Source organism: Trichlorobacter sp. (genome assembly GCF_030247655.1).
Taxonomy (GTDB): Bacteria; Desulfobacterota; Desulfuromonadia; order Geobacterales; family Pseudopelobacteraceae; genus Trichlorobacter.
Window position 1 is genome coordinate 1 of the sequence record NZ_JAOTRZ010000068.1, and the last position, 13,643, is coordinate 13,643.

Annotated in this window: 13 protein-coding genes and 1 pseudogene; 5 read left to right on the forward strand and 9 right to left on the reverse strand. The window is 52.9% G+C overall.

All coding sequences use genetic code 11. The features are described from left to right. The 5 genes from OEL57_RS07990 to OEL57_RS08010 form a co-directional block, all read right to left on the reverse strand. Positions 1-198 (reverse strand): hypothetical protein (locus OEL57_RS07990; protein WP_300739413.1); only part of this gene is annotated, 198 nt, incomplete at its 3' end. 19 nt (positions 199-217) lie between these two features. Continuing rightward, complete coding sequence (gene vapC / locus OEL57_RS07995) at positions 218-604, reverse strand: type II toxin-antitoxin system VapC family toxin (protein ID WP_300739415.1); 387 nt, start codon at positions 602-604, stop codon at positions 218-220. Next, positions 591-800 carry a type II toxin-antitoxin system VapB family antitoxin gene (locus OEL57_RS08000; RefSeq protein ID WP_300739417.1) on the reverse strand — a complete coding sequence of 70 codons (210 nt, stop codon included), beginning with the start codon at positions 798-800 and terminating at the stop codon, positions 591-593. Before OEL57_RS08000 ends, vapC begins: the two co-directional genes overlap by 14 nt. Positions 801-1,098: 298 nt before the next feature. Further along, positions 1,099-3,489 (reverse strand): endopeptidase La, encoded by a 2,391-nt coding sequence (gene lon / locus OEL57_RS08005; RefSeq protein ID WP_307726475.1) that lies wholly within the window; start codon positions 3,487-3,489, stop codon positions 1,099-1,101. Between the two features lie 46 nt (positions 3,490-3,535). Then, a complete protein-coding gene (locus tag OEL57_RS08010) occupies positions 3,536-3,988 on the reverse strand; it encodes an Hsp20/alpha crystallin family protein (protein ID WP_300739422.1) in 453 nt (150 codons plus the stop codon). A 188-nt stretch (positions 3,989-4,176) separates the two neighbouring features. On the opposite strand from OEL57_RS08010, the gene OEL57_RS08015 reads away from it, so the two are divergent. Then, positions 4,177-4,386, forward strand: coding sequence for a hypothetical protein (locus OEL57_RS08015; RefSeq protein ID WP_300739424.1), 210 nt, complete (start codon positions 4,177-4,179; stop codon positions 4,384-4,386). A 61-nt stretch (positions 4,387-4,447) separates the two neighbouring features. On the opposite strand, the gene OEL57_RS08020 is transcribed toward OEL57_RS08015, so the two are convergent. Further along, positions 4,448-5,587 carry a metallophosphoesterase gene (locus OEL57_RS08020; RefSeq protein ID WP_300739426.1) on the reverse strand — a complete coding sequence of 380 codons (1,140 nt, stop codon included), beginning with the start codon at positions 5,585-5,587 and terminating at the stop codon, positions 4,448-4,450. Positions 5,588-5,656: 69 nt separating this feature from the next. Between OEL57_RS08020 and priA the strand changes: the two genes are divergently transcribed. Beyond that, positions 5,657-7,933 carry a replication restart helicase PriA gene (gene priA / locus OEL57_RS08025; RefSeq protein ID WP_300739428.1) on the forward strand — a complete coding sequence of 759 codons (2,277 nt, stop codon included), beginning with the start codon at positions 5,657-5,659 and terminating at the stop codon, positions 7,931-7,933. Here the strand turns inward: priA and OEL57_RS08030 are convergent, their stop codons facing one another. Genes OEL57_RS08030 through OEL57_RS08040 form a run of 3 tightly spaced genes read right to left on the reverse strand, consistent with a single transcriptional unit; the run spans position 7,934 to position 10,809 of the window. Continuing rightward, positions 7,934-8,536, reverse strand: a complete 603-nt coding sequence (locus OEL57_RS08030; RefSeq protein ID WP_300739430.1) for a retropepsin-like aspartic protease — start codon at positions 8,534-8,536, stop codon at positions 7,934-7,936. It lies immediately after the preceding gene. A 12-nt stretch (positions 8,537-8,548) separates the two neighbouring features. Further along, entirely contained in the window at positions 8,549-9,394 is an 846-nt protein-coding gene (locus OEL57_RS08035) for a lytic transglycosylase domain-containing protein (protein WP_300739432.1), read from the reverse strand. A gap of 14 nt (positions 9,395-9,408) precedes the next feature. Next, complete coding sequence (locus OEL57_RS08040) at positions 9,409-10,809, reverse strand: sigma-54 interaction domain-containing protein (RefSeq protein ID WP_300739434.1); 1,401 nt, start codon at positions 10,807-10,809, stop codon at positions 9,409-9,411. A gap of 287 nt (positions 10,810-11,096) precedes the next feature. On the opposite strand from OEL57_RS08040, the gene OEL57_RS08045 reads away from it, so the two are divergent. The 3 genes and pseudogenes from OEL57_RS08045 to OEL57_RS08055 all read left to right on the forward strand — a co-directional run. Beyond that, positions 11,097-11,603 carry a chemotaxis protein CheW gene (locus OEL57_RS08045; protein ID WP_300739436.1) on the forward strand — a complete coding sequence of 169 codons (507 nt, stop codon included), beginning with the start codon at positions 11,097-11,099 and terminating at the stop codon, positions 11,601-11,603. A gap of 52 nt (positions 11,604-11,655) precedes the next feature. Then, the gene (locus tag OEL57_RS08050) at positions 11,656-13,473 is read left to right on the forward strand and encodes a chemotaxis protein CheA (protein ID WP_300739438.1); all 1,818 of its coding nucleotides are present in this window, start codon (positions 11,656-11,658) and stop codon (positions 13,471-13,473) included. Positions 13,474-13,506: 33 nt separating this feature from the next. Then, positions 13,507-13,643: pseudogene (locus OEL57_RS08055) on the forward strand (protein-glutamate O-methyltransferase CheR); the annotation flags it as partial.

The window sequence follows — 13,643 nt, forward strand, 5'->3', positions numbered from 1 at the left end:
AGAACTTTCTATGTAGGTGCCAAACCGCTCCAGGGCCTCCCGCTTGGCCCGTGCAATACCGGCAGTGCGTGCATCATCAGGCGACTGGCTGCCGCCAAACGGCTGCTGAACGGTGTGGGTGATGGTATTTATTTCAGCACGGGCTGAAAGCGGAAGAAGCAAAGCTGTTATGAAGACAACATGAATGAGTAATTTCATGCACTGTATCCTTTCAGCATTAGTACAACCTGAGCGTTGTGTCTGCCGCTATGGCTTCAAAGTGACGGTCACGGCTGAACAGCAGTAGATTATGCTGCATAGTAAGTGCGGCAATAGTGGCATCTATTGTGGGGATAGTAATCCCTTTTGCACGCAGCCCGCGATACAGACTGGCTGCTTGCAGCCAGGTTTCCTTGTCTGCATCCACAAACGGGAATCTGAGCAGCCGTTCCTGTACCAGATCAAAGTTGCGTGCTCCTCGTATCCCTTGCAGCACCTCTTGCAGTACAACACCACATAGCATTACCTGATTGTGGCCGCTAATTAGTCTGGCAAGAATTTCGGCAGTTGGGCTGTCCGGTGCCTGAAAAAAGTCAATCCAGATAGATGTATCAACAAGAACCATCACGTCCCTGCCGCATCTGCTCAAGGTTACCGTCCCAGGTAATCTTTCCTCTCAACTCCAGCACTTTTTCCAGCTCACGTTGTTCAATCAGATGCTTAAGCGCGTAGGTGACCACATCAACCTTTTTCTTCAGCCCTGTGCAGACTCTTGCCTGTTCGTACAACGAGTCATCAATATTTAAAACGGTTCTAGCCATGGTATCCCCCAATCAAAAGATATCATTTTTACAAAAAAATATATCATTACTAAGAACAGCGCAATATATTCCTGCACCTAAAGCACGGGGCATGATGCTCCTGCACCATGCCCCGTATCTACCATCCTTGGACACACTAATTATCCCGTCTCTTCCGTGACCCGATCAGCTACAGCAAGCTTTGCCTGTCTGCGTTCAACGGAAATATTGCCAGATATTGTAGCTGATACAACACCACGCAGTGCTCGCAACGGCTTAACCGCTACGGGAGTATGTTTTCCCGTGTCAGCCACGCCCATTACGCCGAAATTTCTTTACTCGGCCTGACCACAACCTTGGGCGTAGCGGGCTTTGCTTTGCCCTTGGGGGCTGGAATAGGAAACTTCTCAAGGGCCAGTTTCAGTACTTCATCTATCTCTTTCACCGGCACTATTTTAACCTTCTTCTGCATCTCTTTCGGGATATCCTCAAGGTCCTTCTTATTCTGCTCAGGGATGATGACCGTTTTCATACCGGCCCGCACCGCGGCCAGGATCTTCTCTTTCAGGCCACCGATCGGCATCACCTTGCCACGCAGCGAAAACTCACCGGTCATGGCCACATCCTTGCGCACCGGCACCCTGGTCAGAACCGAGACCAAAGCGGTTACCATGGCGCAACCTGCTGAAGGGCCATCCTTGGGCACTGCACCTGCCGGTACATGGACGTGGATTTCATTTTCCTGAAACCATTCCGGTTTGATATGGAAGTCATCACCATGGGAGCGGATATAGGCCAGGGCTGCCTGGACGGATTCTTTCATGACATCGCCCAGCTGGCCGGTCAGCGCCATGCCACCCTTGCCCGACATAGTGGTGGCCTCAATATGCAACACTTCGCCGCCCACCGAGGTCCAGGCCAGACCGCTAACCACGCCGATTTCGTTTTTATCCATCTCATCATCCCGCAGGTACTTTGCTGCTCCCAGCAGAGTAGCCACCATGGCCGGGGTGATCTTGATCTGGCGTTTCTGCCCTTCGGCAATCTTGCGGGCCACCTTACGGCAGACATTGCCGATCTCCCGCTCCAGGTTACGCAGGCCAGCCTCACGGGTATACTTGGCAATAATTTCCTTGAGCGCCTCCTGCTCAAACACGATATGTTTGGCCTTGAGACCATTATCCTTCAACTGACGCGGCACCAGGTAGCGGGTGGCGATATCCAGCTTCTCCTCTTCAGTGTATCCAGCAAGGTTAATCACCTCCATCCGGTCGTACAAGGCCGAGGGGATCGGATCGCTGTGGTTGGCGGTGGCCACAAATAACACGTTGGACAGATCATAGGGCAGATTGACATAGTGATCGGAGAAGGCATTGTTCTGCTGGGGATCAAGCACCTCCAGCAGTGCAGCCGAGGGGTCACCCTTATAGTCATAGCCCAGCTTGTCCAGTTCATCCAGCATAAAGACCGGGTTCTTGGTACCGGCCTGCTTCAGCCCTTGAATAATCCGGCCTGGCAGCGCCCCCAGATAGGTACGGCGATGGCCGCGGATCTCAGCCTCATCACGCACCCCACCCAGGGAGATACGTACAAATTTGCGGTTCAGGGCACGGGCAATGGATTTACCCAGCGAGGTCTTACCCACACCGGGAGGCCCCACAAAACAGAGGATCGGCCCTTTCATCTTCTTATTCAGTTTGCGGACAGCCAGGAATTCCAATATCCGCTCTTTTACCTTATCCAGATAAGAATGGTCCTCATCCAGTATCTTCTTGGCCCGGATAATGTCCAGTGAATCACGGGTTGTCTTTGACCAGGGGATATCAATCAACCAATCCAGATAGGTGCGGATGACACCGGCTTCGCCGGAATCTCCATGCATCCGTTCCAGCCGTCCCAGTTGCTTAAGAGCCTCTTTCTGGACCGCCTCCGGCATCTTGGCCGCTTCAATGGACTTACGCAGCTCTTCCAGTTCTTCCTTGCCGTCGTTATCCCCCAGTTCCTGCTGGATCGCCTTCATCTGCTCCCGCAGGTAGTATTCCTTCTGGTTTTTACCCATCTCCTCCCGGGCTGCGTTCTGAATCTGGGCCTGCACCGACAGCATCTCATGCTCACGGGCCAGCAGATCATTCACCTTAGTCAGACGTCTGACCGGATCTTCAATCTCCAGCAGCATCTGGGCCTCAGACAGCTTCAGGCCAAGGTTGCTGGCGATCAGGTCAGCCATGCTGCCCGGGTCAGAGATATTCTCCAGAATCACCATCACTTCTGGCGAAATCTGCTTGCCCAGCTCTGAAATCTTGGTCAGCTGCTCCCGCACGGTACGCATCAGGGCTTCAGTCTCAAGGGTGTCCAACGCCGTTGGCTCAACCAGACGCTCAATCCGCACGGTATGAAACGGTTTGAACTCGACAAACTCGGCTATTCTGGCCTTGACCAGCCCCTGCACCAGAATCTTGACACGACCATCCGGTAGTTTCAGCATCCGCATGATCATGGCCACCGTGCCGACATTGTAGATCTTGTCCGGGGTGGGATCTTCATCACCTATATCGTGCTGAGTGGCCAGCATGATCATCCGGTCACCGGCCAGGGCCTGATCAACCGCCTTGATCGACATCTCGCGCCCCACAAAGAGCGGAATAATCATAAAGGGATAGACCACGACATCGCGAATCGGCAAAAGCGGCAACTGTTCCGGTATCTTCAGTTCCTCTTCTGTTACGATGACCGGTTCATTATTGTTTGATTCCTGATCAGACTTGCTCACGCGTTAACTCCTTAATCAAAATACGATGTTCCTGCCCTTTCAGACAAATGATGCGTAGGACCCCACACTGATATTCAGCACGGATATGACCTGGATCAACCAGATCCGGCAACCGTACCGTGCGACGCAGCCGTCCAAAATGGCGTTCAAGACAAAGATAGCGCACCGGTTCATCGGGCGTATCAGACAGTTTATCCGCCTGAATCACACAGACCATGCCGCGCTGAACCAGGCTGATATTCTCAGGGCTGATACCGGGCAAATCAAACTCCAGCACCAGGTGTTGGTCTGTTTCATAGATATCCATGGCAGCATTCAGGCTGCCTTCATCCTCTGCAGCCAAACCGGGATCAAGGGTGCGCAGTAGCGAACGCATCTCCTCAAGGTGCCGGTTGTACTGTCCTGCAAACGACGGTTTCTTCCCGCCTGAACGTGGCATGGCATCACCTGTTACGATCTGTTTGAAAGTTAAAAGCAGACTAGTATGGTATGTTTTGAAGATGTAACCATTCCATTACTGAAAGTCAAGCTGCGACCAACTATTTAAGTTTTAAAAAGTCATTGACATTTACTGCCTGTTTACAGGAAAGTCTGCCCATTCTTTACTAAACAAGGAGCTGTTTTAATATGGAACTGAAAACAAAAATCTGGATGACCGGATCACTTGACTGGTTCGGCTTTATTGATGATGCAGAGGTCTTTCTGGGACACCGCAACTTCCCGAACCCGCCCGAAGAAGGTGATGCCTGGACCTGTGAGAGTGGCGATATGTTCAAGATCATTGATGGAGAAATCAAAAAGGTCGGCCATACGGAACCGCCAAAAAAATACTGGTAGTTCTGATTCAAACTTAAGCTGCTATCCATAATCGGCCTGCTGTCAACGAGAGCAGGCCGGTTTACTTTTTGTCAGGATCAAGATCAATCACCGTCAGCTCTGGCGGCGCCAGAAACCTGATCGGTGGCCCCCAGGTGCCGGTACCACGACTGACATACAGGCGGCTGCCGCCTGCCAGTTGATTCATCCCGGCTCGCACCGGAAAATTAAGCCAGGTTAGCAGGTTAAAGGGGAATATCTGCCCTTTATGGACATGACCGGAAAGCTGGAGATCAAACGTGCCAATACTTTGCTGCTCCACCACCGGACGATGTTTTAGCAACACCACAAACCGATCGTTGGCAACGCCTTGCAATAAAGCGGTCTCCTTCACCGTTTGGACAGCCCCAAATCGTTTAGCCGCAGGATCATCCACCCCCACCAGGGCCAGATGTTCGCCGACCAGCACCGTTTGATCCTGCAACAGCTGAAAGCCTGACAGCTCCAGAAACCTGCGGGATGATCCAAACCCGGCATAATATTCATGGTTGCCCATCACCGCCACCATGCCCAACGGCGGCTGAAGTTCACGCAACATCTGCGAAACACCATCAACATGACTGATATGACCATCAACAATATCACCGGTGGCGACCAGTAAATCTGGCTTCAGCATTTTTACCGAAGCCACAAGCTGCTGCACCTGTTTTGATCCGACAATCAGGCCGATATGCAGGTCTGAGATCTGGACCACCCTCACCCTGGCAGCCCCTTTAGGCAACTTTGAGGTTGTGATCGCAAGATGTTCAACCTTCATATGACCTGCCTCAAACCAGCCATAACAGCTGATCAGCAAAGCCAAACCAAAGCAGCAAAGAAAGCCGGGACGGGGAGACAATAGTGCAATAGTTGGCAGCTGCAGAAAAAAATGAGCTGACCAGTGTAGTAGGCGCAGTAGTTCCAGCAGCACTGACAAGGAAACAAACAAAAACAGCAGCCCCATCCAGCAATAGCCGATGTAAGCTGCCATAGTTGCAGCAAAAGTCTGCCCTGCCTGCTCCAACAGTCGACTCAGTACCGGTGCAGCCACCATCAGCAGGCACCAGCCAACCGGGAACGGCCACCAGCTCTGCAGCACCGGAAAGGCCTGCAACAGCCTAAAAACAAACCAGGTATGGACTGCACCATAGATCAACAGAAAAACAAGTAGAAACAGGTTCATGGTTTTCTGACTCTCCCCACCACTTTCCTCTTGTCACCACGCCATGGCTGAAAGATACTGACGACCATCGTGACTACCACAGAGATCAAACATACTCAACAAAATCAAACAGCACCTGGTGAGCGGCACTGCACTGTTGAAGTTGCTGTCCCGCTTCCTCTGGATACAACCTTTCATTATCGGGTGCCGCCGGACCTGGCAGACCAGATTAAAGCGGGGATTCGGGTTTTTGTTTCCTTTGGCCGCCGCAAGGTAACGGCCTATGTGCTCGGCTTCAGTGCTCCGCCGGAAGGTCAGCAGTTAAAAGAAATCCTGGAGGTATTAGACCCTGAACCGCTCTGGACCGAGGCTGAACTAACCTTTTTCCGCTGGATTGCCGAGTATTACCTGCATCCCCTGGGCGAGGTGCTCAAGACCGCCCTGCCATCCGGCATTAACCTGCAAAGCCGTGGCAGCGCTGACGGAGAAACGGTGAGCGGCGGCAAGAAAATGCGGCATGAGCGTATCTTTAGCGTACTGGCGGCTGATGATCCAGCCAAGCTCAGGGGCAAAGGACTGGATATTCTGATCTTTTTACGCCAGTCCGGGCCGACTTCATCAGCAGAACTCAGGCAGCGCTTTGGCGAATGCAGCCCCAACCTGCGGCGTCTGGTGGAGTTGAGACTGATCCAGATGATCGAACGTGAGTTTTACCGCGACCCGTTTGCCGGCCTGACCGTGGCAAAAGACTCGCCAAAGCCGCTGACACAGCACCAGCAACAGGCACTGACGACCATCCTGACTGCTGTGGATGACAAACGTTTTGCCCCGTTTCTGCTGCATGGCATTACCGGTAGCGGCAAGACTGAAGTCTACCTGCAGGGGATCGCCCGCACCCTGGCTGCAGACAACAACGCCCTGGTGCTGGTGCCGGAAATCTCCCTGACCCCCCAACTGGTGCAACGTTTTCGCGCCCGCTTTTGCGATGGCATCGCGGTGCTGCACAGCGCCCTTTCCGATGGAGAACGCTACGATGAGTGGCGCCGGATCCGACGGGGTGAGGTACGGATTGTAATCGGCGCCCGCTCTGCCATCTTTGCCCCGCTGGAGCGGATCGGCATTATTGTGGTGGATGAAGAACATGAGGCATCCTTTAAGCAGTCCGATGGCCTGCGCTACAATGCCCGTGATCTGGCGCTGGTACGGGGCCAGCAGGAGCAGGCAACCGTGCTGCTTGGTTCTGCCACACCGCTGATCACTACCCGCTTTGCCGCCCAGCAGGGAAAGCTGGGCTACCTGTCGCTTCCGGAACGGGTCGCTAACCGTCCCTTACCCGCAACCAGCATCATCAACACCCGCATGACTGCCGAATCACCGCTGTCTCCCCAACTGATCGAGGCACTGGCAGACAACCTCGAGCGGGGTGAACAAAGCCTGCTGTTCCTGAACCGGCGCGGTTTTGCCAGCTGGTTGGTTTGTCCCTCCTGCGGAGCAGACCTGCAGTGCCCCAACTGCTCCGTTTCATTAACCTACCATCGCCAGCGCAGAAAAAGTCTCTGCCATTACTGCGATTATCAGGTGCCAGCCCCCTGCATCTGCCCTGCCTGCGGCGAGCTGGAACTGAAAGAGATGGGAGTGGGCACTGAACGGATCGAGCATGAACTGCTGGAACGGTTCCCGGACGCACGGATCGCACGGATGGACAGTGACACCACGGCTGGCAAGGGCGGCCATGCCCGGATACTGGACAAGGTGGGACGTGGTGAGGTGGATATCCTGGTGGGAACCCAGATGATTGCCAAAGGACACGATTTTCCCGGTGTCACGCTGGTTGGTGTACTCCAGGCAGAAGGCAGCCTCTACCTGCCGGACTTCAGGGCAACAGAACGGACCTTTCAGGTACTTTCACAGGTGATTGGACGGGCTGGGCGGGGAGAACTGCCGGGGCGAGTGCTGCTGCAGGCCATGACACCGGACCACTACGGGATTGCCTACGCTGCGGAGCATGACTTTGAGCGGTTCTACCAGGAAGAGTTACTGTTTCGACAGGAGTTGAATTATCCGCCCTATGGTTTTCTGGCAGCAATAAAGCTTTCAGGCACCAGTGAAAAGAGCCTGACAACAGCAGCAGATCAGGCGGCAGCAGTACTGCGTAGCATCAAAAACAGACTGGGGTTGCGGGTTGAGATTCTGGGACCGGCACCGGCACCGCTCTACCGCTTGCGGGGGCGTTTCCGTCAGCAGATTCTTTTGAAGGACGCCAGTCGGGCCGCACTGCGACGTCTGTTAACCGCCTACCGCAGGGAACAGTCACTTCCGGCAACCGTCAGAGCGGCGATTGATATCGATCCGGTAGATCTGTTGTGATCAGTGTTGCACCCACTCAATGGTCTGACTCCCCATATTTACGTGATAGCGAAAATCCCCCAGAAAGTTCATCCCCAACAGGCCATCAAATCCCATTGTCGGGCCATTCATCGGTAACACTGCGACTTCCACGCTATGTTTGGTCTTTGGTCCAACCTGCATATAGTCAACAACCGTATTATAGGCAGTTATAAAACTGCCATCCGCGACCCTGCCGGTAGTTCGGCTGGTGTGCTCAGGCCTGATGCCAAGACGGCTGGCCAGTTGTGGAGAAATGACCGTTACACTGGCACCGGTATCCAGTAACAGACGAGCCTGAATGGTTTCGTTACGAAAACTGATGGTTACCGGTACCAACACCTTGTTGCCCCGTACCGTGACCCCTGTATAACGATCCCCGCCACTGCTTGAACGGCTGTTCTTGACCTTTTTACGATACTGGGATGGAATCTTGCCCTCATCATCCACCATGACGACAGTGCCGTCCTTGTCTGTGTACTGAAACAGGTCTGCCTGCACCTGATGGCTTTTCAAAACCACAACCACAGCAATAACAACACAAATGAGATGGAAGAGATAGCGCAAGGAAGTCAGACACTGCATAGAAACTCTCAATCAGGCAGTAAATGCCGAGTAATACTGTTTTACCTTCACCAAATACTCACGGGTTTCACGGGGGAGACGGTCCGGCTTGCGATCCACATTGCCCGGCCCCCAGTTATAGGCGGCCAGGGCTGAATCAAGATCACCGCTGTATCTATCCAGCAGTCCTTTTAAAAACCGGGTGCCGGCCATAACATTCTGTTCTGGATCAAAGGAGTTGCTGACCCCCAGTCCACGGGCAGTAGCAGGCATCAGCTGCATCAACCCCTGGGCACCGGCGTGGGAAACTGCCCGCGGGTTAAAGTTACTCTCAGCCTTGATGACCGCCTTGATCAATCCGGCATCAACACCATAGCGTTGTGAAGCCTTGGCTATAGTCTGCTCAATGGTACCCGACGGGAGGTCGTCAGACAACCGGGACGAACGACGCTCCACCTGTTCCGGAGCCTTGGGGCCGGGCTCTTCCAAGGCCGGCAGTGGTTGCTTGGCACCAGAAGTTGTACGGGGAGCGGTGCTATCAGCAAGGTTTGAGAGATAGGCGTTGATCGGTGAAGAAGCCAGAGAGGGACTGGAAGATGGAAGTGTAGACAAAGGCAGCGCCATGCCACCATCACTATTGGGATGATCATCCAACAGTTCCAATGAACTGCGCAAACTGGTTAGTTGCAACAATTCTGCGGCATTTTGCACCGCCTCCGATGATGCCTCTGCAGGCACCATGCTGCGGTCAATCACGGCATCCAATCGATCTGAAAAGCGGGACGAGACTGTGGTTACAGCCTGCTCAGCTGCCGGGCGGGACTGCTCCCGTAGCATACTCTGTAATAACGACATTGTCTGGGCTGCATTGATCGACATACGTACCTCCCCGCTCAGGGGAACTGCAGATTTTTCTTTTTCAACTTCTCAATCAGGGTAGTACGCTTCAGGTTCAAGAGGGACGCAGCTTCTTTCTTGTTACCGCCAGTGCGTTGCAAGGCCTGCATAATCAGTCCGTTTTCAAAAGAATCAACCGCACTGTTCAGACAGATACCATCTAGAGGCAGCTCTTTTCCTGCGTTGACTACACCTGAAACCGGCATTGGCTGCTGTACCACCGGACGGGACGCCAGATATTTTTCCGGCAGATCATCCACTGTAATAAACCCGCTTTCCTTCATGGTGATCATCCGCTCCACCAGATTTTCAAGCTCCCGCACATTGCCGGGCCAATCGTAGTTACAGAGCATCTCCAGGGCTTCGCGAGTAAAGCCCTTCACCAGACGTCGCCGGTCACGGTTAAACTGCCCCTGAAAATGGTTGATCAAAAGCGGAATATCTTCACGCCGATCCCGCAGCGGAGGAATCGTAATCGGGATTACTGAAAGCCGGTAGTAGAGATCCTCCCTGAAATCACGGGTGGCCACCTGTTCATCCAGGTTTTTGTTGGATGCAGCAATGATCCGCACATCCACCTTCTGGGAACGGGTTGATCCCACCGGTTCAAACTCCTTGGCCTGCAGCACCCGCAGCAGCTTGACCTGCAGGGTCGCCTTCATATCGCCGATCTCATCCAGAAACAGAGTTCCCTTGTCAGCCATCTCAAACCGGCCGATCCGGTTGGCGTAGGCGCCGGTGAACGATCCCTTGACATGGCCAAACAGCTCACTCTCCAGCAGATCATCAGGAATGGCGGCACAGTTAACCGGCACAAAGTTTCTGCCGCTCCTGTCTGAAAGCTGGTGTATTGCCCGGGCTGCAAGTTCCTTGCCGGTTCCTGATTCCCCCTGAATAAGCACCGTTGCACTGGATTCAGCAACCTTTTCAATCATCTCAAACAGATTAAGCATTTGGCGACTTCTGCCAATGATAGTAGAACAGAGAAAATGGGGGTATTCATCAATCGGCTGTTCCGGAGCCCGTACCTTCATGGCCTGGTATTCCAGCGCCCGCATTACAACGCTTTCAAGTTCATCAAGGTTCAGCGGCTTGGGCAGAAAAATCAACCGTTCATCATGGGGCAGTGTACGGGCAGCATCGGGCTGGCCATAGACTATCGCCACCAACTCTGGATCAACCTGCCAGAGCCGTTGCAGGGCATCAGGAGAACTGGCAGACAGCGATGGTTGATCAGCAACCAGAATCCGGGGTGAACACACAGGAAGAGTGTCAAAAATATCTACACCAATATCAAATACTATTGTTTCATACCCTTTATATGTCAGAAAAGCTGACACAAGATCTCGAGTCTTGCGATCACCGTCAAGTACACAAAACGAGCTTTTAGCAACCATAACAACCCCTTATAGCTCACACCAACAACTTTTAACGAGCTGATTGAATAAAGTATAGGACGCAATCACTCGCATGTCAATTATCTGACCCATCTCATTTGATGAACATTTTATAATATGTAATACTGATAACAAAAATACTTTCCCTACGCCTCACGCTTGCACAGGTACCGCTTGCATGATACATATACTGGCATTCTGACAGTATCCTGCAACAACTGGGTACTGCCAGCCTGACAAGTCATTTATATTTACATATTGATAACGTTACATAGAAGGAGGTTTTCATGTCCAATGCCCTGGTACCGATGAATGCCAACGAGGCACGTACTGGTGACCACGGTGAACTGATTCAACTGGTCAGCTTCAGCCTGGACAACGAAGAGTACGGCGTAGACGTCCTGAAGGTACGTGAAATCATAAGAATGCCCAGCATCACCAGGGTTCCCAATACTCCCCACTATGTTGAAGGGGTAATCAACCTGCGCGGCAAGGTTATTCCAATTATCAATATGCGTCGCCGTTTCGGTCTGTGTGAACTTGAGTACGACAAACAGACCCGCATTATGGTTATGGATGTAGAAGGTGAACTGATGGGCTTTATCGTGGACGCGGTTTCAGAGGTTATCCGTATATCCAGCAGCGAGATACAGCCGTCGCCTGCCGTTGTAACCAGTGGTATTGATCAGGAATGTATTGCAGGTGTCATTAATCAGGCCGAGCGTCTGCTGGTCCTGCTTGATTTACAGAAGATGTTTTCCCAGGACGAACGTCAACTTTTTGGAAACCTGTAAGTAAGTATGTTCTGTTTCCCTTCACTTCCATCTCTGTATGGCGAGGTGTGCAATGCCCATTGATTGCGAAGACCAGGAACTTCTTGAAGGATTTCTGGCAGAAACAACTGAGCTTCTGGAGAAGCTGGACGATGACCTGATTGCACTGGAAAAGGCTTCCGACGATCCAGAGTTGATGAACCGGATCTTCCGTTCCATCCATACGGTTAAAGGCGCCTCCAGCTTTTTGGGGTTTGATCTGCTGGTGCGGGTCACCCATAAAACCGAAGATGTGCTGAACCGCCTCCGCAAAGGTGAGTTGCAACTGACCTCCGAGATCATGGATGTGGTACTTGAAGCCACAGACCTGGTCAAAACATTGGTGTCAGACATTAAAGGTGGTGAAATTGTTGATCGTGAGATCAATGAAACCATCAACAAATTAATACCGCTGCTTACCGAACAGCCTGCTGCTCCGGCTCAGCCTGCAGCAGAGACTCCGCCCCTTGTAGCATCAGAAGATTCGCCTGCCAGCACAGAAACCGCAGCGCCTCAGCCGGAACAGAAACCTGCCCAGGAGCCTCCTCCTGCAGCAGCCATGCCGCCTGCAGCGCCACGCCCTGCTCCGGAAGCAGCCAAAAAACCGGCTCCTCCCAAAGGGGGAGAAAAAGGTGGCGATGATCTTTCCGACAACACCACGGTCCGGGTTGACGTCAAACGTCTTGATGACCTGATGAATCAGGTCGGAGAGCTGGTACTTGAACGTAACCGGATGATCCAGTTGAATCAGGATCTGCAGGGTGGAACCTCAGATCATATCCTGTTCAGTGAAGAGTTTGGCAAGCTGGCCAAACGGATGAGTTTCGTCACCTCGGAACTGCAGATGCAGGTCCTTAAGATGCGGATGATTCCGGTTGAAAAGGTATTCAAAAAATTCCCCCGCATTGTTCGCTCTCTGGCCCGCGATCTGGGCAAAGAGGTAGACCTGCAGATCTTTGGTGAAGAGACAGAACTTGACCGATCTGTTGTTGATGAGATCGGCGATCCGCTGATCCACCTGATCCGCAACGCCATGGATCACGGTCTTGAAACACCTGACGACCGTATCGCCGCCGGCAAACAGCGCACCGGCACCTTGATTCTGGCCGCAGTCCACGAAGGCAACTCCATCATCATCAGCATTAAGGACGATGGACGCGGCATTGATACTGACCGGGTCGGTCGTAAGGCTATTGAAAAAGGGTTGATCACCGAGGACCAGCTGGCAGCCATGAGCCAGCGCGAGATGTTTGACCTGATCTTCCTGCCCGGCTTTTCCACAAAAGATCAGGCCTCGGATCTTTCAGGCCGTGGCGTTGGTATGGATGTGGTCAAGACCAACATTAAAAAATTGAACGGCCTGATCGAGATCAAGAGCGAAAAAGGGATGGGATCAGAATTCATCCTGCGCCTGCCCCTGACCCTGGCCATCATTCAGTCACTGCTGGTAGAGGTCGAGGGAGAGATCTACTCCATCCCATTGGCCTCGGTGCTTGAGACCCTCCGGGTTGACCAGCGTGAATTCCACGTCATTGGTGGCCAGGAAGTGTTGAAACTGCGCGACATGGTGCTACCGCTGGTACGCCTGGAACAGGTCTTCAACGTCAAGCGCTGCCATGAGCAGGACAACTTCTGCTACATCGTTGTGATCGGCTCTGCCGACAAACGGGTTGGCCTGGTGGTAACCCGCCTGGTGGGACAACAGGAAGTCGCCATCAAGTCACTAGGCAAGTATCTGGCCAATGTTACCGGTATTGCCGGTTCAACCATCCTGGGTGATGGTCGGGTTGCTCTGATTGTTGACCCGGTCGGCATGGTTGACGGTGGCGAAGGGGCATCCGGAACACGCTAAGAGCAGACGCTTAACACGAGAGAGGGACGTAACGTGGCCATATCTGATAAAGACTTCGAACTACTACGTGATTTTATTTACAACCTGTGTGGGATGTATTTTCACACCACAAAAAAATACTTCCTGGAAAGCCGTCTTACCAAGCGGATGGAGGCCACCGGCACCAAGAT

What these genes read in the sequence shown, in the direction of transcription:
- vapC (WP_300739415.1), bottom strand. Translation starts at nt 604, where the DNA reads ATGGTTCTTGTTGATACATCTATCTGGATTGACTTTTTTCAGGCACCG.
- OEL57_RS08000 (WP_300739417.1), bottom strand. Translation starts at nt 800, where the DNA reads ATGGCTAGAACCGTTTTAAATATTGATGACTCGTTGTACGAACAGGCA.
- OEL57_RS08010 (WP_300739422.1), bottom strand. Translation starts at nt 3,988, where the DNA reads ATGCCACGTTCAGGCGGGAAGAAACCGTCGTTTGCAGGACAGTACAAC.
- OEL57_RS08015 (WP_300739424.1), top strand. Translation starts at nt 4,177, where the DNA reads ATGGAACTGAAAACAAAAATCTGGATGACCGGATCACTTGACTGGTTC.
- OEL57_RS08020 (WP_300739426.1), bottom strand. Translation starts at nt 5,587, where the DNA reads ATGAACCTGTTTCTACTTGTTTTTCTGTTGATCTATGGTGCAGTCCAT.
- OEL57_RS08030 (WP_300739430.1), bottom strand. Translation starts at nt 8,536, where the DNA reads ATGCAGTGTCTGACTTCCTTGCGCTATCTCTTCCATCTCATTTGTGTT.
- OEL57_RS08035 (WP_300739432.1), bottom strand. Translation starts at nt 9,394, where the DNA reads ATGTCGATCAATGCAGCCCAGACAATGTCGTTATTACAGAGTATGCTA.
- OEL57_RS08040 (WP_300739434.1), bottom strand. Translation starts at nt 10,809, where the DNA reads ATGGTTGCTAAAAGCTCGTTTTGTGTACTTGACGGTGATCGCAAGACT.
- OEL57_RS08045 (WP_300739436.1), top strand. Translation starts at nt 11,097, where the DNA reads ATGTCCAATGCCCTGGTACCGATGAATGCCAACGAGGCACGTACTGGT.
- OEL57_RS08050 (WP_300739438.1), top strand. Translation starts at nt 11,656, where the DNA reads ATGCCCATTGATTGCGAAGACCAGGAACTTCTTGAAGGATTTCTGGCA.